A 17,742-nucleotide genomic window follows, 5' to 3' on the forward strand; every position below is an offset into this window, starting at 1 on the left:
CCTAACGGCTCCTTGCAGGCGAAGGTTCGATGACGAGATCCTGATGAACGAGCAGTCTGATAGGCGTACCCGGCCTGACGATGATGGTCGGACGTATCCCAAGACCGCGTGAGACGATCTGATCACCGGCTCGATTGCTGCTCGACTGGACCGCGGAGCGCAGGGCATCGGCGACCTCGTTGTTCCCTGAAATGGTGAGCTCCGATCCGATGCCGAGAAGTGTGGACATGGCTACGGCTTTCAGAACTTCGCCACTGTGTCGATCGACACGGTCACTGATGCCAGCATAGCCGCCGGCGTCGGTCGCGGGGGATTCTGGAAGCGCCAATGCGCGACCATCGGGAAAGATGAGCCGCTGCCAGACCACGAGTGCGCGTGCCTGACCAAACGCGATATTGCTTTCGTAGCGTCCGAGCAGCCGTGCGCCCTGCGGAACGAGAAGAATGCGTCCTGTCGGACTGTCGAAGACATTCTCGGTGACCTGCGCGGTGACAAGCCCGGGAAGGTCTGAGTTGAGGCCGGTGATGAGGCTCGCGGCGATGACGCTGCCAGCTGACAGGAGATAGGGGGAGGGCGCTTGACGCGTACCACCGGTGTCTGTTGGAGGCCGTGGTCTTGACGGTGCGACGTCATCCCCATCGGTTTGGGATCGCGTTCCCGACAGGCGAACCAGGATGGGCGCGTTTGCCGCCCGCGTTCGCGCATCGCCTGCCGCGTCCGGTTTGATGATCCCTGCCGCTGCGGAGGCGTCTTCTTCCGCGATCTCGCGCTGACGTTTGAGGATCGGACGTCCGAGATCGCCGGGCAGCGCTGGGCCGAGTTTCGGGATCTCGTCGTATCGCTCGGGCAGACCGGATACGGCGTCGGGCAATCCCGGGAGGCGGGGTGCCGGTTTTGCTGTTTCGTCAGCCGGCAGGCCGCGCTCGCCCGGAGACAGCGCGAACCAGCTGACACCGGCGAGAAGCGCGAGAACCATGCCGGTGAGCCCGACGATGAGGCGCTTGCGGAAGCGGACGACCGGCTCCGGCTTTGCACGGAGAACGAATGTTTCCGGATCCTGCTTGCCGGGGACGGAGGGCTGTATCGGCGCCGTCATTTGCAGACCTGCGCGCGGTCACCGCGCGTCCAGGTGATGCGGACGATCATCTGCTTCTTCTGGCCGAGCCGCAGCTCGGCCTGATCGAACAGCCTGTCGATGATGTAGAAGCGGCCGCGCATCCGGTAGTTGACGAGTGCGGGTGCCTGGTCCGGTCCGGTGATGAAGAACGGCGGCGCTTCACGCGTCGCGATCGTGTCAGGGAATTCCACATAGGTGCGCTGGCCGTCATCGAATGCCCGCACCGGGCGCCATGGCGGGGCGTCTCCGGAAATCGTGTAGCCGAAGCACAAGGTCCCGACGTCGAACGCCGGACGCACCGTCTCGGCGGCTTGCGGCCGCTCTGTCCCGGGTTTCCCCTTCACCGAAATGAGGGCGCCCGAAGGATAGGTCCATGACAGCGCGACTGCGGCGGCCGCGCCGCTCGTCAGCTGGAGATGATAAGTCCGGCGGTCGGTCGTGACGACGAGATTGGTGGCGAGGCCCATTGATACGGGCTTCACAAGAATATGCGTTCGCCGCATGCCTTCCGAGCCGCTTTCGGTGTCGCCGATGATCCATCGGGCCGTGTCGCCGCTCGCAACGGCGATGAGGGTTTCGCCGGGCTCAAGGGCGATGTCGGTGATCGCCCCGGGGCTCGTCCGGACCCTGTAGACGCGCCCCTCGGCCCAGGGATGCACCTCAATGGCGTTCACGAACACGGGCGTCTCGGTGTTCGCGGAGGGGCCGGCCACGGCGGGGAAGGTGGCGCCAACGAGAAGGGCGGCGGGCAGGAAGTGGTTCATGGGCGATCGCTTTCGGCAGGAGGTTCTGGGTCGGGATCGAGAACAGCAGTCGGCGTCGGCCGCGTCCGGGGGGTCTCGCTCGCGTCGTATTCGCGGCTCCAGTCGATGCCCTCGACGTAGATGCCGAACGGATTGCGCCGCAGCGTCTCGATGTCGGGCGGGGGGCGTTCGGTGATCGACAGGATCGCGGTCCATCGCTCGGAGCCGTCTTCGATGCCGTTCGTGTACGTGCGTTCGCGCCACTTGATCTGGAATGCGCGGTCGGACGCGCGGACCACGCTCGACACATCGACGGCGATGGTCCGCACGCCGAGATCGGCGAATGGATTTGTCGATCGGGCATGCGCGTGGAGGAACGTCGTCGCCTGACCGGTCGCAAACCCGTAGGCCTCCATCCACGACCTGCGCATGAGCACCGGGTCGAGCGATTTCGCGCGGACGTTGGTGATGAACAGCGCGAGCGCCCATCCGATCTGGGGGTCGGTCGGCCGGGCCGTTTCCGCCGGCCCTACGGCCTGCGGCATACCGTGCCTGTCGACCTCGACGATGTAGGGCACGACGCGGCTCTGTGCCGACTGCCAGAGGAGCCCGCCGCCGAGTGCGGCGGCGAGGCCAAGGCTGGCGAACGCCATAAGGCGCCAGTTCGCCGCCTGCGCGCGGGCTGAGCCGATACGGTCGTCCCAGACTTGCCCCGCCCGCTGGAACGGGGTTTCCGGTTCGGGTGTGCGTCCGTAGCGCTGCTGGGCGCGCCTAAAGATCATGATGTCTGAAGACGGTCATTCAATCGTCCCTTTCCCTGATGTCGGGTGTAAGACTGCCGCCGGCGCGGTCGCCGTCGTGAAGTGCCTGGACGGCAATGTGTCGCCGGTGGCGCCGTGTCTGCTCGGCGCGGAGTGCCTGCGCCCAGCGCGGTGCGGGCTCGGCACTCGCACTTCCGGCCGTTTTTCCGCCGCCGGTGAGTGCGTGCCAGGCGGCGAGGCGGCCTTCGGAGACGGCGGTGCCGAGTCCGGCGGCGTTCGCCGCGCGGTGCCCGAGCGCATTTGCGGCAGCGCCGGCCATGGTCTTGAGGCCGGCGCCGATCGTTGGTTTTTCCGCGGTTTCGCGGCCGAGCGCATAGGCGGTATGGGCGGCCGCACCGATCGACGTTCCCGCGCGGACGGCACCGAGCGTTCCGGCTGCGGCCGCATGCGCCGTGCCGGCGAGCGCGCCGCCGGCAACGACGGTGCCGCCTGCAGCGCCTGCGACCGTGCCGATCGCGGCGCCGGCGCCCAGCTGTGGACCGCCCGACACGAGACCGGCTGCGATGCCGGGTCCGAAGATGCCGAGCCCGAAGAGTGCGAGGCTTGCAAGCACGAGACTCATGGCATCCTCGATCGTCGGTTCGCGTCCGGCGAATGCCGAGGTAAACTCAGCGAAGATGCCCGTGCCGATGCCGACGATCGTGCCGAGGACCATGACCTTGATTCCGGACGCGACGACGTTTCCGAGAACGCGCTCGGCAAGGAACGCCGTGCGGTTCCAGAGCGCGAAGGGGACGAGCACGAATCCGGCGAGCGCGGTCAGCTTGAATTCGAGGATGGTGACGAACATCTGGACGGCGAGGATGAAGAAGGCCGCGAGCACGATCGCCCAGGCCAGCATGAGCACGGCGATCTGCAGGAAGTTGTCGAAGAAGCTCGCAAAGCCGAGGAGGTCGCTGACCTGCTCGAGGAGCGGCGCTGCGGCCTCGAAGCCGGTGCCGGCGAGGCGGCCGGGGCGGAGCAGGTCCGCCGCGCTGATCGATCCGCCGCCCGCGGTGAGGCCGAGCCCGGCGAAGGATTCAAAGATGATGCCGGCGAGTGTATCGAAATTGCCGAGGATGAAGGCGAAAGCGCCGACGTAAAGGATCTTGCGCAGAAGCTTGGCGATCACATCGTTCTCGCCGCCGAGTGCCCAGAACAGTCCGGCGAGCGTGATGTCGATGCCGATGAGGACGCGCGTCAGGAACGCGACGTCACCGCCAAGAAGCCCGAATCCGCTATCGATGTAGAGGATGAAGGTTTCCAGGAACCGGTCGATGACATTGAGATCGTCCATCATAGCCTCTGGCAGGGCCCTGCAATTTGCCGCGGCGCTTCCCGCGCGATGCTGGAAAAACGGGAAGCGCCGCAGCGGGGCAGACGTCGGGCCGTTTCGGGTGGGACCCTGCTGCCTGCCCAAGCGAAAAATATTCAGCGCGGCGTGTAGGCCTTGCCGTCGCCGAGGAAGCGCTGCGTCGCGGCGCGGGCTTCCGCCGCGGCCTGGTCTTCGCGCGCGCGCTCGAGCGAATCGCTGCGATATTGCGCGGCCGTCATCTGCTGCATCTGCAGTGCCTGCTTTGCGGCGAGGATCAGCAGCTGGTTTGTGGCCTGTGCGGCCTGAAGGCTGCCTTCGGCCGCGTCGCTGCGCGCGGCGATCTCGCTGAGCGTGCGGGCATCCTCGCGGACCGATGCGACGATCTCGGACTGAAGCCGGACCGTGTCGCGGAAGGCCGCGCGGCTTGCCGCCATGCGGGCTTCGGCGCGGCGTAGCCGATCGCCGATCCCGCTATCGGGCAGATCATCGGGGAAAAGGGTGCGCATGGCGGCCTCGGCCTCTTCGATGCGGTAGCTGATCGCGCGGGCCTCGGACATCAGGCTGTCGATCGCGTCGAGGCGCGATTTGAGTGCAGCGAGTTCGGGAAAGTCGAAGGACGAAAGATTGCGCGCAAGGCCGACGAGCATCTTCGCCTCGTTCTGCAGCGACTGGATCTGATTGTTCACCTGCTGCAGCGTGCGCGCCGCGATGAGCAGATTCTGCGCGTAGTTGGTGGCGTCGAACACGGGAATGGCCATCGCCGGTTTTGAAAATAGCATGAGTGCGGGTGGAAGCGTGACGGCGCTCATTCCGATCGCGAATGCGAGCAGATGATGCCGGGTTTTGAGGACGGACATGGCTTACTCCTTCGTGGGTTTCGGAAAATCGGCGGCAAGTTCGGCGGCCCAGGCGAGGCCGCAAGACGCGAGGAAGCGGGCTGCAAAATCCGCGGTTCCGCCCTCCGCGAGCAGCGCATCGATCTTCGCCTGCGTTCTCGCGCCTGAAGCGCCGCAGAGCACGATGGCGATAGGCCCGAGGCCCAACTCGAACAGGCGGTTGCCGCGCGCGGACTGGAGGTAATAGTGCCGCTTGGGCACGGCCTGCGCGATGAGGTCGATCTGGCGTGCATTGAGCCCGAGCCGGGCATAGGCCTCGCGGGATTGCGGTTCGGCGGCGCGATCGTTCGGCAGAAAGATGCGCTGCGGGCAGCTTTCGAGCACGGCGGGGGCGACCGGGCTTGCGATGATGTCGGCGAGGCTTTGCGTTGCGAAGACGACCGCGACATTACGCTTGCGCAGCACCTTCAGCCATTCGCGGATGCGCTGGCTGAACAGCGGATGGTCGAGGAAGAGCCAGGCCTCATCGAGGACGAGGAGGGTGGGCCTGCCGTCGAAGCGGCTTTCGAGACGGTGGAAGAGATAGGTGAGAACGGCGCCGGCGGCGCCCGGCTCGCGCATCAGGGCTTCGGTCTCGAAGCCGTGTACGTCGGCGATCTCGAACGTGTCGGTGTCGGCATCGAGCAGGCTGCCCCACGCGCCGGCGAGCGTGTACGGGGTCAGCGCCGTGCGGAGCGCTGGAACGGCAAGCAGCAGGGCAAGCCCTGACAGGGTGCGTTGCTGCACGGGCGCCGAGGCCAGGCTGCCGAGCGCCGACCATACGGCATCCTTGACCTCGGGGGTCAGCGCGAGGTTCTCCTGGAGAAGCAGGGCGTGAATCCAGTCGGCGGCCCAGCTTCGTTCGTCGGGCCTGTCGACATGCCGAAGCGGCTGAAGTGACGGCGGGTCGGTGCCGTCGCTTGCGAGACCGAGGGCATGATGTCTGCCGCCGCACGCCAGAACGGCGGCGCGCGCGGACAGGCCCTTGTCGAACATGAACACCTGGGCACCCGGATAGCGGCGGAACTGCAGCGCCATGAGGGCGAGCAACACGGATTTTCCGGCGCCGGTCGGGCCCACGACGATCATGTGGCCGACGTCGCCGACATGGTTCGAAAGCCGGAAGGGGGTCGTGCCTTCCGTCCGCGCGATGAGGAGCACCGGGCCGCCGAGATGCGCGTTGCGTTCCGGACCCGCCCATGCGGTGGACAGCGGCATCAGGTGCGCAAGGTTGAGCGTGTGGACGAGCGGCTGGCGGACGTTCGCGTAGACATGGCCGGGCAGGGTTCCGAGCCACGCCTCGACGGCATTGACCGTCTCGCGGACGACCGTGAAGCCGAGATCGTGAAAGGTGCGTTCGGCGCGGCGGAGCCGCTCGGCTGCGATCGCGGCATCGGGCGCGAGAATCGCGAACGTCGTGGTGAGATAGCCGAAGCCTGCGTGGTTGCCGCCCGCGACCTGCAGGGCGGCATCGACCTCGTCCGCCTTGTTGCCGGCATCGCTGTCGAGGAGCTGCGCGGGCGTGCTGTAGAGCACCTCGCGAAGCAGCGCCGTGAGCGACTTGCGCTTGTTGAACCATTGCCGGCGGAGGCGCGTCAGCGCCTTCACGGCGTCGGCCGTGTCCAGCGGAATGAACCGCGTCGACCACCGGTAGGGAAAGTCGAGCGTGTTCAGCGCGTCGAGAATCGCGGGGTGGCTCACGTTGGGAAAGCCGGTCACGGTGAGCAGGCGGAGAGCGCTGCTGCCGAGCCTTGGCTCAAGGCCGCCAAGGAGCGGCGTGTCACAGAGCAGCGCATCGAGGTACATCGGCGTGTCGGGGACGGCGACGCCGTGGTGACGCTCCGAGACCGTACCGTGAAGATAGGTCAGCGTTTCGGCCGCGCCGAGCGGCCTTGCCATCGGCATGAACGCGGCGAGGAGATCGGACGCGCGATCGGTTGCAGTGACGAAGGATGCGAGCGCCGTGCGCCAGTCGCGCGCGGACTGCGGGTCAGGCCGGCTGAGGAGCCGGCGTCCTGCGCCGTCGGCAGCGTCCGCGGGGGGCATCCAGCAGAATGTCAGAAAATATCGGCTTTCGAACTGGGCATCTTCGGCGAGGAAACTTGCGCGCCGCTCCGCGTCGACGAGCCACGAGGCCGCGTCCGGAAAGCGGCTCTCGGGATAGGTTTGCACGGTCCGGCGCTGCGCTTCGATGAACAGGGCCCAGCCGCTCCCGAACCGCCGGAGGACATTGTTGACGCGCGCGCAGGCGCTGACGAGTTCGGCTTCGGTCGAGGACTCGAGGTCCGGTCCGCGAAACGCGATCGTGCGCTGGAAGCTGCCGTCCTTGTTCAGCACCGCGCCGTCGCCGACGAGGGCTGCCCAGGGGAGGTGGTCGGCAAGTCGGTCGGCAGTGCGGCGGTATTCGCGGAGGTTCAGCATGAAAGCCATGCCTTCTGACGGAGGTGGCGGAGCAGGATCGGCGCGAAATCGGGATCGCGACGCGCGGCGATGCAGAGCAGGCTGTGAGCGGTCGCCCAGAGACCCAGGCCCGCGATCCATTGCTGGAGGCCGAGCCCGACGGCGGCGGCAAGCGTGCCGCTGACGATGGCGAGACCGCGCGGCGCGCCGGCGAGGAGCAGGGGCTGGGAAAGCGCGTCGTGGAGCGGCACCTCGAACCCCTCGATATGTCGGCCGGCCGCGATCACGGGATGAGCGCTCCGCCGCCGAAGCTGAAGAAGGAGAGGAAGAACGACGAGGCCGCGAATGCGATCGACAGGCCGAAGACGATCTGGATGAGGCGCCGGAAGCCGCCGCCGGTATCGCCGAACGCGAGCGTGAGGCCAGTGGCGATGATGATGATCACCGCGACGATCTTGGCGACGGGCCCCTGGATCGATTCGAGCACCTGCTCGAGAGGTTCCTCCCAAGGCATGCCCGAGCCTGCGGCATGCGCGGCGGTAGAAACGAGCATGGCGCCGAGGCTCGCGGCCGCGCCGCGCAGGATGGGTATCAGGGTCGGCTTCATTTGAGGTCTCCGTTGCAAGGGGGTGAGAGCAGTTCTTCGAGTGCATAGTCGCCGCTTGCCGTGAGGCCCTGGACGCGCGCGAGCGAGGTGAGGCGGCGCGCAGGGCCGCGGCCGCTGACAAATGCGATGATGTCGACGGCATCCGCGATCAGCCTGCGGGGCACCGCGGCGATGCATTCCTGGACGAGCTGCTCGAGCCGGTAGAGCGCGGCGCGGCTGCCGTTCGCGTGGACGGTGGCAAGCCCGCCCGGGTGGCCGGTGTTCCACGCCTTGAGGAGATCGAGCGCTTCGCCCCCGCGGACTTCGCCGACGATGATCCGGTCGGGACGAAGCCGTAATGCCGAGCGCACGAGATCGGCCATGCTGACGGCACCGGTCCGGGTGCGGAGCGCCACGGTATCGCGCACGGGCGACTGGAGCTCGCGCGTGTCTTCGATGAGAATGACACGTTCGTGGCTCGCCGTCATCTCGGCGAGCAATGCGTTCGCGAGCGTGGTCTTGCCCGACCCGGTGCCGCCGGCGATCAGGATGTTGCGGCGTTCGACGACGGCGAGGCTGAGGAGGCGCGCGGCGTCCGGCGTCATGATGCCGGCCTCGGCGTAGTCTGTGAGCTTCAGGTCCCGCACGGCGGGAACCCGGATCGCGAAGCAGGGAGCGGTTGCGACAGGGGGAAGCACAGCTTCGAAGCGTTCGCCCGCGCGCCCGTCCGCATGGACCGGCAGATCGGCGGAGAGGATAGGATGGTGCGGCGATGCTTCAACGTCGAGGTGTGCCGCGACGAGCCGGATGATGCGTTCGGCCTGGACCGCATCGATGCGGTGGCTTGTCTCGCGAAGCGGTTCGCCGGAGCGTTCGATGCGCAGCACGCCGTCGGGATTGAGGAGGATGTCGGTGACCGCGGGATCGGCCAGAGCCGCCTCGATCTCCGGACCGAAGGCGGCCGCGAACATGGCGCGGCGCCGCGCAGCGATGCGATCGTCGATCATCGGGCGGTGTCTCCGCTGCTGAAGGTGCGCTGACCGCTTGCGACGGCCCTTGCGACGCGAACGACGAAGCTTTCGAAGCGGGCGCGGGCGTCCGCACGGCCCGCATCGTCGTCGGCCGAGAGCGGTAGATGGACGGCGAGTTCGTAGCGGACGAGAAGCGCGAGGGTTTCCATGAGAATCTGGAGATCGCGTTCGATGCGCCCCAAGGCGAGGCTCATCCTGTCGAGCCGGGGACCGTAGCGGTCCTCGAAGGCGAGACGGCTCCGGCGGTCCAGCCAGTCGCCGAGCGCGGCGGCGAGGATTCCCGATTTGGTGGCGCCGGGCTGGCCTGCGAGTTGCTCGAAGCGGGTGCTGAGCGCTGCGTCGAGGAACAGCTGGTAGCGGACCTTGCTCATCGGGGGAGCTCCAGCTGCAGCTGCGCCGGACGGCGGGATGCGGCGAACGTTATCCGTGCCGGTCCTGTCTGGGTCAGCGCCCTGGGGTCCTGTGCGAGATCGTCGTCATCCGGTCCGAGGTTGAGCGTGTCCGTGCGGTCCTGCGCGGGTGAGCGCCGCGGTGCCTCGTCTCCCGGCGTCCGGTCGAGATCGCGGTCGCCGGAGGATGCTTGCGGTGAGGGCGCACGGGCCGTGACCTCGACGGGGCTGCAGGCCGCGTTCGCCCAGACATTGTTGCGCGCCGGCGGAAGGTCCTGAAAGCGTGTTTCGTCGAGCTCCGGGGGCGGGAGCAGGCGGGTCTTGAGCGCGGGATCCTCGTAGTATCGCAGTTTCTGCGCACGGATCGGCGGCGCGCCGGCGACGAGGATCAGCGCGTCCTCTGCAGGCATCTGCATGACCTCGCCCGGGGTCATCAGGGCCCGCGCGGTCTCCTGCCGGCTGACCATGACGTGGGCGAGCCAGGGCGCGAGCCGGTGGCCGGCGTAGTTGCGCATCGCGCGCTGTTCGGTTGCGGTCCCGAGCGCGTCCGAGATCCGCCGCGCCGTACGTTCGTCGTTCGCTGCGAAGGCGATGCGGACGTGGCAATTGTCGAGAATGGAATTGTGCTCGCCGTAGGCCTTCTCGATCTGGTTGAGGCTCTGCGCGATGAGGTACGCACGCACGCCGTAGCCCGCGAGAAAGGCGAGGCTAGTTTCGAAGAAGTCGAGCCGCCCAAGCGCCGGGAACTCATCGAGCATCAAGAGCAGGGGGTGGCGTGCGCCGGTCTCTTCGCCGGGGAGCTTTTCGGTGAGGCGCCGCGCAATCTGGTTGAGGACAAGGCGGATGAGCGGACGGGTGCGGCTGATGTCGGAGGGCGGCACGACGAGGTAGAGCGAGACAGGGTGACGGCCCTCTGTAAGATCGGCGATGCGCCAGTCGCAGGCGGATGTCACGGCAGCGACGGTCGGGTCGCGATAGAGGCTGAGCAGACTGATTGCAGTCGAGAGAACGCCGGAGCGTTCGTTCTCGGATTTGTTGAGGAGCTCACGCGCCGCCGAGGCGACAACGGGATGCACCTTGGGATTGTCGGGCGTGCCAAGATGATTGGCGGTCATCATGACAGCGAGCGTTTCAGCGAACGTCCGCGCGGGATCGGAGAGGATGGTGACGACGCGCGACAGCGTCTTTTCCTCTTCCGCGTAGAGGACGTGGAGGATCGCGCCGACGAGCAGCGCATATGCCGTGTTTTCCCAGTGATTGCGCCGTTCGGACGTGCCTTCGGGATCGACGAGAATGTCCGCGATGTTCTGGGTGTCGCGAACCTCGTTCTGGCCGCGGCGGATTTCGAGGAGTGGATTGTAGCGCGCCGAGCGAAGGTCGGTGGGGTTGAAGAGGATGCTGTGCGAGAAGCGGGACCGCCAGCTTGCGGTCAGAAGCCAGTTCTCACCCTTGATGTCGTGAACGATTGTCGATCCGGTCCACGAGAGCAGGGTTGGGATGACGAGGCCGACGCCCTTGCCGGAACGTGTTGGTGCGAAGGCGAGCACATGTTCGGGCCCGTCATGCCGAAGGTGGCGGCGGCCAAGCCGGCCGAGGAAAACGCCGCGACCTTCGTGCAGGCCGCATGCGGCGATCTGAAGGCGAGATGCCCAACGCGCCGAGCCATAGGTCGTGACATCGCGCTTATACCGTGCGCGCCGGAGCGAGCCGATGATGGCTGCAAAAAATCCGGCGAGGCTTCCGCTTGCGGCAATCAATCCTGCGGTATCGAATACTGCCGGGGCATAGGCCTCGTAGCGGTACCACCAGAGGAAGAGTGACCACGGCGCGTAGAGGGGAATGCCGGACACGGTCGTGAAAGGTGCGCCGAGCGCGGACTGGTGGCCGAGCGCCGCGGCGGTCCACTGCGTGGCGCACCACAGGCCGATGACCACGATAGCGAGGACAAGACTGATCTGTCCGACAAGGAGCCGCGACGGAGACATGGATTCCCTCGTTCGGGCAGCGGAGCCGTTCCGCTGCGTCAGGGACTATCATTCGCGGATTTCAGCGTTCTCGCGCAGAGCCTGTCCGGTGCAGCCGACTACCTTTCCGGTGCATTTCGGATATTGGCCGATACTTGGCTAGGCGGTGGTCGCGGGGAGCGTCGTGTCGGGAACGTTGATTGATAGCATCCACTTTTCCGAGAAGCGGTTTTCATAGGCCGTTGCTGAATCGAGTTTGCGCGAACTTCCGCGCTGTGCGTCTGCGGCCCATGCGGAGATTCGATGGTCGTTGATGCCGAGAACCTCCTCCAGAAGATAACCGGCCCGGACGCGCAAAATTTTCTCCGCGCTGGTGTTTACCGAAGTGATGATTTCATCGACATGCCTTGTGGCGTGTTCACGCCATATGTCGATCACGGCCCTGATCCCTCCGCACCAGTTGGGTGCTGCGAGCGTGTCGCGGAAAGTTTCGCCTATCGGTGTTGCCCGAATTCCATTTCGAATGACTACCGTGAATGGGAAGCGCAGTTCATGACGAAACACACGGCGCTTACGGACGAGTGGCTTCGGTGTCTGACGGGTCAGGTGGAGCGGCAACTGATAAGGTCGGGCTTCATCATGAAGGGAACTGAGCTCGGCTTCCATTTTGGCATTCGCTTGGATTTTCCATGTTTTCCTGTCTGGCAGAGTGAGGTGGACCTCGCGCCCTTCGGTGGCGAGCCGATGGAATGCAAGGGCGCTTGCGTGGGACAGGCAGCAGAACGGGTCAGCCGTCATCATGACTTCAATCGTTTCTGCTGGAGCGAGCATAAAAAGGACAGATGAAAAATCGGGGTCTCGGGGCAGCCGATTGGTAGGCAACGAAGAGTCTTCGCTTGTGGTCGCTTGCGATAGAAGCGTGCGCGCTCGGCGTTCCGTAAGCGCTTTGTTGCGTGGCGGAAGAGGATGGCCTGCATAGGCTCGATCGCGGAAAAGTTTGCGAGCGAAAAGGTAAAGGCCGAATTCGCTGATGACAGGTTGACCGCTGTCGCGGGCCATTTGAACGAGAAGATCGGCAGCGGTATAGATAAGACGGTGGCCTCGATCGATGTCCTTAGGACATCGATCGAGGCCACCGTTCTGTCAAGGTTATTTGATAACGCTAGAGAGCCTGCACTTCCCTTGTGTCCTTAGGACACAAGGGAAGTGCAGGCTGATGTCAAGGTTGAAATTTAGAAACCGGACATGGAAGCGGACATTGATGCGGACCTAAGTGTATTTGTGTTAATGAAATTTCCTTGAAAATAAGCTATTTTCTCTCTAGATATGAGCGGACATGGAAGCGGACATTGATCGTGCAGGATCGCGGTGAACCAGTTGATATAATGCAGCCGATGCGAGTGGGTGAAGGTTCGCCCCGCCTCGGCCTGCTTCGCGACCTGTCGGTCGACCTCGCTGCAAAGGCGGCTTCCTTTCGCGCCAGCCTGCCCCCCGAGATACAGGTTGCACTCGCGCACCTCGTGCGCGCTATGAACTGTTACTACAGCAACCTCATCGAGGGGCATGATACCCATCCGATCGACATCGAACGCGCCCTCAACAACGATTTCAGCGACAATCCCGAACAGCGCGACCTTCAGCTCGAGGCACGTGCACATATCGCCGTCCAGGAATGGATCGATGCCGGGGGGCTGAGCGGCCGAGCGCACACCGTTGCAGGATTATCCGAGATTCATGCGCGATTCTGCGAAAATCTCCCCGAAAGCCTCCTCTGGGTCGAGATGCCGGAGAGTCGTGAGCGAGTGCGTGTCGAGCCCGGGCTACCAAGAACGCGAGACGTTCAGGTCGGACGTCTCGTCGCCGTTAGCCCAGGCGCCGTCCCGCGCTTTCTTGAACATTTTGAACATTGCTACGCAAACCTTGGGCGCAGCGATGCGATCATCGCCGTGGCCGCTGCTCATCATCGTTTCGTCTGGATCCATCCGTTTCTCGACGGAAACGGCCGCACAGCCCGGCTGATGTCGCACGCGATGCTGCTTGAGACGCTCGATACCGGGGGTGTCTGGTCGGTCGCGCGAGGTCTGGGGCGCACGGCGCAGGATTACAAGCGCCATCTGGCGGCCTGTGATCTGCCGCGGCGCAACGATCTTGATGGCCGGGGAGCACTCAGCGAGGAAGAACTTGCCGCGTTCACCGCATATTTTCTGAAAACTTGCATTGACCAGGTCGATTTCATGACGAGCCTCGTCGAGCCTACGCGGTTCAGAACGCGTATCCATCGGTGGATCGACGAAGAATCGGCACTTGGAAAGCTGCCCGCGAAAGCCGGTACGATAATCGACGCAATACTCTATCGCGGCGAACTTCCGCGTGGGGAGCTGGAATCGGTTGTCGGTACGGGCGATCGGCAGGCGCGGCGGGTCGCTGCGGCACTGCTCGATCTCGGCGTTCTGGTTTCGGAAAGCAGTCGTGCGCCGCTGCGCCTTGCTTTTCCAGCCACGCTCGCATCGCGTTGGATGCCCGGCCTTTTCCCCGACAAGGACTGAGCCGCCGCTTATGAGGAACGCTACCAACCAGTGAGAACTTCGGTCGACCCTGGGCCATGCCGCCCATCGCGCAGCGCACAGCTTACCGCTCCAGCCCTCGTGTCCGTCCGCGCCGCCAGCTGAACCCGTCGTCGCGGACGATGCCGCCGATCTCCTTGCCGATCTGGCGCTCAAGCGATCGCCGCCAGGGAACGAGCGAGAATTCGCGCTCGGTCTCGATGAGCGCAAAGCGGCCGCTCATGAGATCGATCCGCCGCGTCAGCCGGCCATCGACGGCCTTGCCGACGGGTGTCTCGACGAAGCCCTTGTCCAGTGCCTCGGCGAGTTCGCTGCCGGCGCGAGCGAGCTCGCGGCGCTGAAGGCGAGCCAGTGTAGGCGCGCGCAGGCGCAAACGATCGCCTTCGGCGTCGGCAAGTTGCTGGTCGATCAGCCACTGGCCGCGCACATGCAAGGCGGACAATACTTCATGCCCGAACCCGGCGTCACGGATTGGTGGGCGCATACCTTCGGCAAGTGTACGGTCGAGCCAGGTTGCCGCTTCGGCCTGTGGCAATCGTTCAAGCGGAACGCTGGAGAGCACTTCGACCGTGACCGGCCTGTCCCGCGCTGTTCGTGCGGCATGATCGATGGCTTGCTTTTCGAAATCTGCAGGGATCGTCCAACTGCCGTCAGCATGACGTTCGGGGCCGACGCCGGCACGGCGCAGCGCTTCGAGGCGGCGGATGTGAGCGGTGATGTAGGCAGGATCGGCGGACGGATCGTGGAGAATATGGAGCGGCTCGGAATATCGCCCCTGATTGGCGGCAGCGATGTTCGTGATCGTCCGGTCAGCGGGCCTTGCTTGCGGCACGGTCCGCGCGACGCGGACGATGGACTCCTCGGGTAGGGGTTCGGTTTCGGCACCGCGGCCGATCTCGATATAATGGAGGCGGCCGTCGACGCCGTCGACGATCAGATAGTGCCGGTCACGAAGCTCGTCGGCGAGGCCACGTGCGAGCAGTCGCCCCTCGACCGGAACCGAGGGGCCGTGCACGCGGTCGGCGATGACGTGATCGGGTTCGCGTGCATCGAGCCGACGGTGTGCCATCTCGCGCTGGAGCGTGCGGATGATATCGCCGCGTTCGCCCATCTGGCGCAGCGTCGGTTCAAGCGCATCGCTTAGCTGCCAGACGCCGCCGCCGCGATCGGTTGCTAGGCCGAGGTTCGCGAGATGCTTCAACCGCCCGGCGATCAGCGACTGGCGGAACGGATTACGGTCGGCTGCGACAAGGCGGTGGCCCTCGTCCATGCGGCGGATGAGATCGCGGTCGATCGCGGTGAACCGGTCCTGTCCGATATCGCGGCGCAAGTGCTGTTCGATCTCGATGGCGGTGCGTGGCCCGAGGTCGAGTGTCAGCAGTTCGGCGGCGCGGGCGCGGAAGCCGTGCGATATATATTCCCTGGCGATGACGAGGTTGTCGCCCTGGTCGTCGACGCCGCGGAGCAGGAGATGTGTGTGCGGCTGGCCGGTGTTGAAATGGTCGATCGCGACCCACTCGAGCCGGGTGCCGAGGTCGGTCTCGATCTGCGTCATCAGGCGGCGGACGAAGGGTTTCAAATCTGGCATGAGGTCGCCGTCCTCGGGCGAGACGATGATGCGGAACTGGTGGCGGTCGCCCGAACAGCGCTCGACGAACGCCCGTCCGTCGACGATCCCCTCGCGCGCCGAATAGAGCGTGCCGGAGAGACCTTCACGGGTAACGCCGTCGCGCTGGATGTAGCGAAGGTGTGCGTGCGCTGCGGCAAGGGTGCGGGGTGCGAGCCGGACGAGATGCGTCTTGACGATGACGCGCCGCATGGCTGCGCGTGTACCCAGCAGCCGGCCCATGCCGGCGCCGCGGCCGATGCGGCTGCCGTTGAAGCGGGGGTTGCGCGCGCCGGACTTGATCCCGTGCAGCTTCGCGGCGGCGAGGACCTTGCGGGTGTAGGTGCGGGGTTGCCTGCCGCGATCGCCGATACGTCCCGGCCGCAGTTCGAAAGGGTCATCTGTCATGGGTGCGTTCCACTGAGGATCCAGCGAAACGCTGCAGGAGACGGTCGGCTCGCGCCCCGGCACCGCAGTCTCGCGCGAAATCGACGTGCAGGCGCGGGTCCGAAGGATCCTGCGAGATTCTCCCTTTCTCTTGCTTTCCTCTTCCCCCGCCGTCCTTTCCCTCTTCCGGCGTAAAAATGGACTGGGACACGATACCGATCCGGCACCGCGTCCCAGCCGGGAGAACGGATATCAGCGCGCGTTGAATGCGCGGCGGGCTTCGCTGAAGTCGCTGAAGTTTCGGCGTCCGATGAGGCCGTCGGGGTGGCCTTCGCCGTCGACGATGACGATCGCGACGAACCAGTCCCTGCCGCATTTTCCGATGATCGCGAGCCGGTCGAGATCGGCTTCCGGTTCGCGGTCGAGGCTTTCGTAGCGGCCGATCCAGCGCTCGGCGAGGCGCGCCTCCCAGAGCACGTCGGCCTCTTCGGCCTTGAGGAATCGGGCGGCGAGGACCGTTGCTGCAGCGACGCCGACAGTACCGCTGAGGCCGCGAATGAGGGTAGAGACGATACGGTCGTGACGCTCTGGATCGTGCGAACGGGTCTGCATGAGGATCTCCTTGCTGCGTTTCCGGGATCGGAAACGTGAGGCTCGGGGATGCCTGGCGGCGCGGCTGTCAGGGCCGCGGCGCCAGGCGCCGCGCCGCGCAGCGGACGCGGGAGGAACCGATCTGCGCAGCAAATCGGAGGGCGCCCGCGGGCCTTGAGAGGCGTGCCGGCAGGCGTCATGCTGGGCCGTCGCCTTCGAACACCGCTCATCTTGGTTGAACCGAAGGCGCGCGCCGGACGGCAAACAGCGTGTTCGCAGGCGTGGTGTCGAGAGGTAGAGACGCCGTCCTTCGCACGACGAACAGCGTCTCAGGCGGATGCGGCGGCAGGCTATCAGGTGGCAAGAGGCCGCGCGTCACGGCAGCGGCATAGGCGATGGTTTCCGGGGGTAGGGGGCGCCCGGCGAGATGTTCGCCGTAGCGCGCGGGGCCGGCGTGATAGGCCGCGAACAGCGCGGGAAAGCCGAAGCGATCGTACATGATGCGGAGGTAGGCCGCGCCGCCGAGGATGTTGGCGCGCGGGTCGTCGGGATCGTTTCCGAGACCGTGCCGCGCGGTCATGTCGGCCCAGGTGCCGGGCATCAGCTGCATGAGCCCGATGGCGCCTGCGGGCGAACGGATCGGCAGACCGCCGCGCGTCGCATGGCCGCCGCTTTCGGCGCGCATGACGCGGGCGATCCAGTCGGCGGGGATACCGGAACGGAGCGCGGCTTCGTCGATGAAGGGCTGCCAGCGGCGGATGGGATCGGCGTGAGCGGGCGCGGCAAGCACGACCGCGAGGGCGAAAGCGGCTCTCAGCGGTGCCATATCAGCCGCGCGCGGCCGAGTACGTCGGCGGCCTCCGTCACCCCGAAGTAGCGTCCGTCGAACGAGGCGGGGCTGTCTTCCATGAGGAGGAAGACCTGCCCGTCGCGGAGGTGCACGCAGCCCTGCCATGCAGAGAGCGGGCGGCCGAGGCTGTCGGCGTTGCGGCGCAGGGCGAGGAGGCGGCCGTTGACGGTGACGAGGGCGCCGAACGCACAGACGCTGTCACCGGACAGCGCGGCGATGCGTTTGATGAGCGGGACGCGGGCGGGGAGATAGCGGCGCTGGTCCGCGAGCGCTGCCCATCGCATCGGCAGGCGCGCGGCGACCATGGTGCCGTGCCGCGGCTGCGCGGACGGATCGAGCAGATAAAGGCCGCGCGGTGCACTTGCCGAGACGTTCCAGATCAGGCGCGGCACAGGCTCGGCGCTCAGCAGAATGCAGGCAAGTGTCGCAGCAAGGCCGATGCGGGCTTGATCCCGCGCGCGCCGGAGCCTGACAATGCGGGCGCGGGCGAGCGTGTCGCCCCACGCGCGCAAGGAAGCGGCGCC

General features: G+C 66.0%; 17 protein-coding genes. 1 reads left to right on the plus strand and 16 read right to left on the minus strand.

Translation table 11 applies throughout. From position 1 onward, the window contains the following. Position 1: 1 nt before the first annotated feature. The 12 genes from ACE3TJ_RS15860 to ACE3TJ_RS15915 all read right to left on the minus strand — a co-directional run bounded on the left by ACE3TJ_RS15860 (position 2) and on the right by ACE3TJ_RS15915 (position 12,279). Positions 2–1,096, minus strand: a complete 1,095-nt coding sequence (locus ACE3TJ_RS15860) for a TrbI/VirB10 family protein (protein WP_374597841.1) — start codon at positions 1,094–1,096, stop codon at positions 2–4. After that, a complete protein-coding gene (trbG, locus tag ACE3TJ_RS15865; protein ID WP_374597843.1) occupies positions 1,093–1,881 on the minus strand; it encodes a P-type conjugative transfer protein TrbG in 789 nt (262 codons plus the stop codon). Before trbG ends, ACE3TJ_RS15860 begins: the two co-directional genes overlap by 4 nt. Continuing rightward, positions 1,878–2,642 carry a conjugal transfer protein TrbF gene (gene trbF / locus ACE3TJ_RS15870; RefSeq protein ID WP_374597845.1) on the minus strand — a complete coding sequence of 255 codons (765 nt, stop codon included), beginning with the start codon at positions 2,640–2,642 and terminating at the stop codon, positions 1,878–1,880. The genes trbG and trbF overlap by 4 nt, the downstream gene beginning before the upstream one ends. A 19-nt stretch (positions 2,643–2,661) precedes the next feature. Then, positions 2,662–3,957 carry a P-type conjugative transfer protein TrbL gene (gene trbL / locus ACE3TJ_RS15875; RefSeq protein ID WP_374597847.1) on the minus strand — a complete coding sequence of 432 codons (1,296 nt, stop codon included), beginning with the start codon at positions 3,955–3,957 and terminating at the stop codon, positions 2,662–2,664. A 134-nt stretch (positions 3,958–4,091) separates the two neighbouring features. Next, the gene (gene trbJ / locus ACE3TJ_RS15880) at positions 4,092–4,832 is read right to left on the minus strand and encodes a P-type conjugative transfer protein TrbJ (protein WP_374597850.1); all 741 of its coding nucleotides are present in this window, start codon (positions 4,830–4,832) and stop codon (positions 4,092–4,094) included. A gap of 3 nt (positions 4,833–4,835) precedes the next feature. After that, a complete protein-coding gene (gene trbE / locus ACE3TJ_RS15885; protein ID WP_374597852.1) occupies positions 4,836–7,271 on the minus strand; it encodes a conjugal transfer protein TrbE in 2,436 nt (811 codons plus the stop codon). Next, on the minus strand, positions 7,265–7,537 hold the full coding sequence (locus ACE3TJ_RS15890; protein ID WP_374597854.1) for a VirB3 family type IV secretion system protein: 273 nt from the start codon (positions 7,535–7,537) through the stop codon (positions 7,265–7,267). The genes trbE and ACE3TJ_RS15890 overlap by 7 nt, the downstream gene beginning before the upstream one ends. Then, complete coding sequence (locus ACE3TJ_RS15895) at positions 7,534–7,857, minus strand: TrbC/VirB2 family protein (RefSeq protein ID WP_374597856.1); 324 nt, start codon at positions 7,855–7,857, stop codon at positions 7,534–7,536. The genes ACE3TJ_RS15890 and ACE3TJ_RS15895 overlap by 4 nt, the downstream gene beginning before the upstream one ends. Then, a complete protein-coding gene (gene trbB, locus ACE3TJ_RS15900) occupies positions 7,854–8,843 on the minus strand; it encodes a P-type conjugative transfer ATPase TrbB (RefSeq protein WP_374597858.1) in 990 nt (329 codons plus the stop codon). Before trbB ends, ACE3TJ_RS15895 begins: the two co-directional genes overlap by 4 nt. Beyond that, a complete protein-coding gene (locus tag ACE3TJ_RS15905) occupies positions 8,840–9,238 on the minus strand; it encodes a CopG family transcriptional regulator (protein WP_374597860.1) in 399 nt (132 codons plus the stop codon). The genes trbB and ACE3TJ_RS15905 overlap by 4 nt, the downstream gene beginning before the upstream one ends. After that, positions 9,235–11,241: an IncP-type conjugal transfer protein TraG gene (gene traG / locus ACE3TJ_RS15910; protein ID WP_374597862.1), complete on the minus strand. Its 2,007-nt coding sequence runs from the start codon at positions 11,239–11,241 to the stop codon at positions 9,235–9,237. Before traG ends, ACE3TJ_RS15905 begins: the two co-directional genes overlap by 4 nt. 138 nt (positions 11,242–11,379) lie before the next feature. Then, complete coding sequence (locus ACE3TJ_RS15915) at positions 11,380–12,279, minus strand: hypothetical protein (protein WP_374597864.1); 900 nt, start codon at positions 12,277–12,279, stop codon at positions 11,380–11,382. Between the two features lie 239 nt (positions 12,280–12,518). Here ACE3TJ_RS15915 and ACE3TJ_RS15920 point away from each other — a divergent pair, with 239 nt between their 5' ends. Next, complete coding sequence (locus ACE3TJ_RS15920) at positions 12,519–13,766, plus strand: Fic family protein (protein WP_374597866.1); 1,248 nt, start codon at positions 12,519–12,521, stop codon at positions 13,764–13,766. A gap of 82 nt (positions 13,767–13,848) precedes the next feature. Here the strand turns inward: ACE3TJ_RS15920 and rlxS are convergent, their stop codons facing one another. The 4 genes from rlxS to ACE3TJ_RS15940 all read right to left on the minus strand — a co-directional run bounded on the left by rlxS (position 13,849) and on the right by ACE3TJ_RS15940 (position 17,730). Beyond that, on the minus strand, positions 13,849–15,798 hold the full coding sequence (gene rlxS, locus ACE3TJ_RS15925) for a relaxase/mobilization nuclease RlxS (protein WP_374597868.1): 1,950 nt from the start codon (positions 15,796–15,798) through the stop codon (positions 13,849–13,851). A gap of 231 nt (positions 15,799–16,029) precedes the next feature. Continuing rightward, complete coding sequence (locus ACE3TJ_RS15930) at positions 16,030–16,389, minus strand: hypothetical protein (RefSeq protein WP_374597870.1); 360 nt, start codon at positions 16,387–16,389, stop codon at positions 16,030–16,032. 205 nt (positions 16,390–16,594) lie between these two features. After that, positions 16,595–17,194: a lytic transglycosylase domain-containing protein gene (locus ACE3TJ_RS15935; RefSeq protein ID WP_374597872.1), complete on the minus strand. Its 600-nt coding sequence runs from the start codon at positions 17,192–17,194 to the stop codon at positions 16,595–16,597. Further along, positions 17,182–17,730: a S26 family signal peptidase gene (locus ACE3TJ_RS15940; RefSeq protein ID WP_374597874.1), complete on the minus strand. Its 549-nt coding sequence runs from the start codon at positions 17,728–17,730 to the stop codon at positions 17,182–17,184. Before ACE3TJ_RS15940 ends, ACE3TJ_RS15935 begins: the two co-directional genes overlap by 13 nt. Positions 17,731–17,742: the final 12 nt, after the last annotated feature.

It is taken from the genome of Sphingosinicella sp. (genome assembly GCF_041916975.1).
In the GTDB taxonomy this organism is placed as follows: domain Bacteria; phylum Pseudomonadota; class Alphaproteobacteria; order Sphingomonadales; family Sphingomonadaceae; genus Sphingosinicella.

Excerpts from the sequence above, each read along its gene's own strand:
- ACE3TJ_RS15860 (WP_374597841.1), bottom strand. The coding sequence starts at position 1,096 with ATGACGGCGCCGATACAGCCCTCCGTCCCCGGCAAGCAGGATCCGGAA.
- trbG (WP_374597843.1), bottom strand. The coding sequence starts at position 1,881 with ATGAACCACTTCCTGCCCGCCGCCCTTCTCGTTGGCGCCACCTTCCCC.
- trbF (WP_374597845.1), bottom strand. The coding sequence starts at position 2,642 with ATGATCTTTAGGCGCGCCCAGCAGCGCTACGGACGCACACCCGAACCG.
- trbL (WP_374597847.1), bottom strand. The coding sequence starts at position 3,957 with ATGGACGATCTCAATGTCATCGACCGGTTCCTGGAAACCTTCATCCTC.
- trbJ (WP_374597850.1), bottom strand. The coding sequence starts at position 4,832 with ATGTCCGTCCTCAAAACCCGGCATCATCTGCTCGCATTCGCGATCGGA.
- trbE (WP_374597852.1), bottom strand. The coding sequence starts at position 7,271 with ATGCTGAACCTCCGCGAATACCGCCGCACTGCCGACCGACTTGCCGAC.
- ACE3TJ_RS15895 (WP_374597856.1), bottom strand. The coding sequence starts at position 7,857 with ATGAAGCCGACCCTGATACCCATCCTGCGCGGCGCGGCCGCGAGCCTC.
- trbB (WP_374597858.1), bottom strand. The coding sequence starts at position 8,843 with ATGATCGACGATCGCATCGCTGCGCGGCGCCGCGCCATGTTCGCGGCC.
- ACE3TJ_RS15905 (WP_374597860.1), bottom strand. The coding sequence starts at position 9,238 with ATGAGCAAGGTCCGCTACCAGCTGTTCCTCGACGCAGCGCTCAGCACC.
- traG (WP_374597862.1), bottom strand. The coding sequence starts at position 11,241 with ATGTCTCCGTCGCGGCTCCTTGTCGGACAGATCAGTCTTGTCCTCGCT.
- ACE3TJ_RS15915 (WP_374597864.1), bottom strand. The coding sequence starts at position 12,279 with ATGGCCCGCGACAGCGGTCAACCTGTCATCAGCGAATTCGGCCTTTAC.
- rlxS (WP_374597868.1), bottom strand. The coding sequence starts at position 15,798 with ATGACAGATGACCCTTTCGAACTGCGGCCGGGACGTATCGGCGATCGC.
- ACE3TJ_RS15930 (WP_374597870.1), bottom strand. The coding sequence starts at position 16,389 with ATGCAGACCCGTTCGCACGATCCAGAGCGTCACGACCGTATCGTCTCT.
- ACE3TJ_RS15935 (WP_374597872.1), bottom strand. The coding sequence starts at position 17,194 with ATGGCACCGCTGAGAGCCGCTTTCGCCCTCGCGGTCGTGCTTGCCGCG.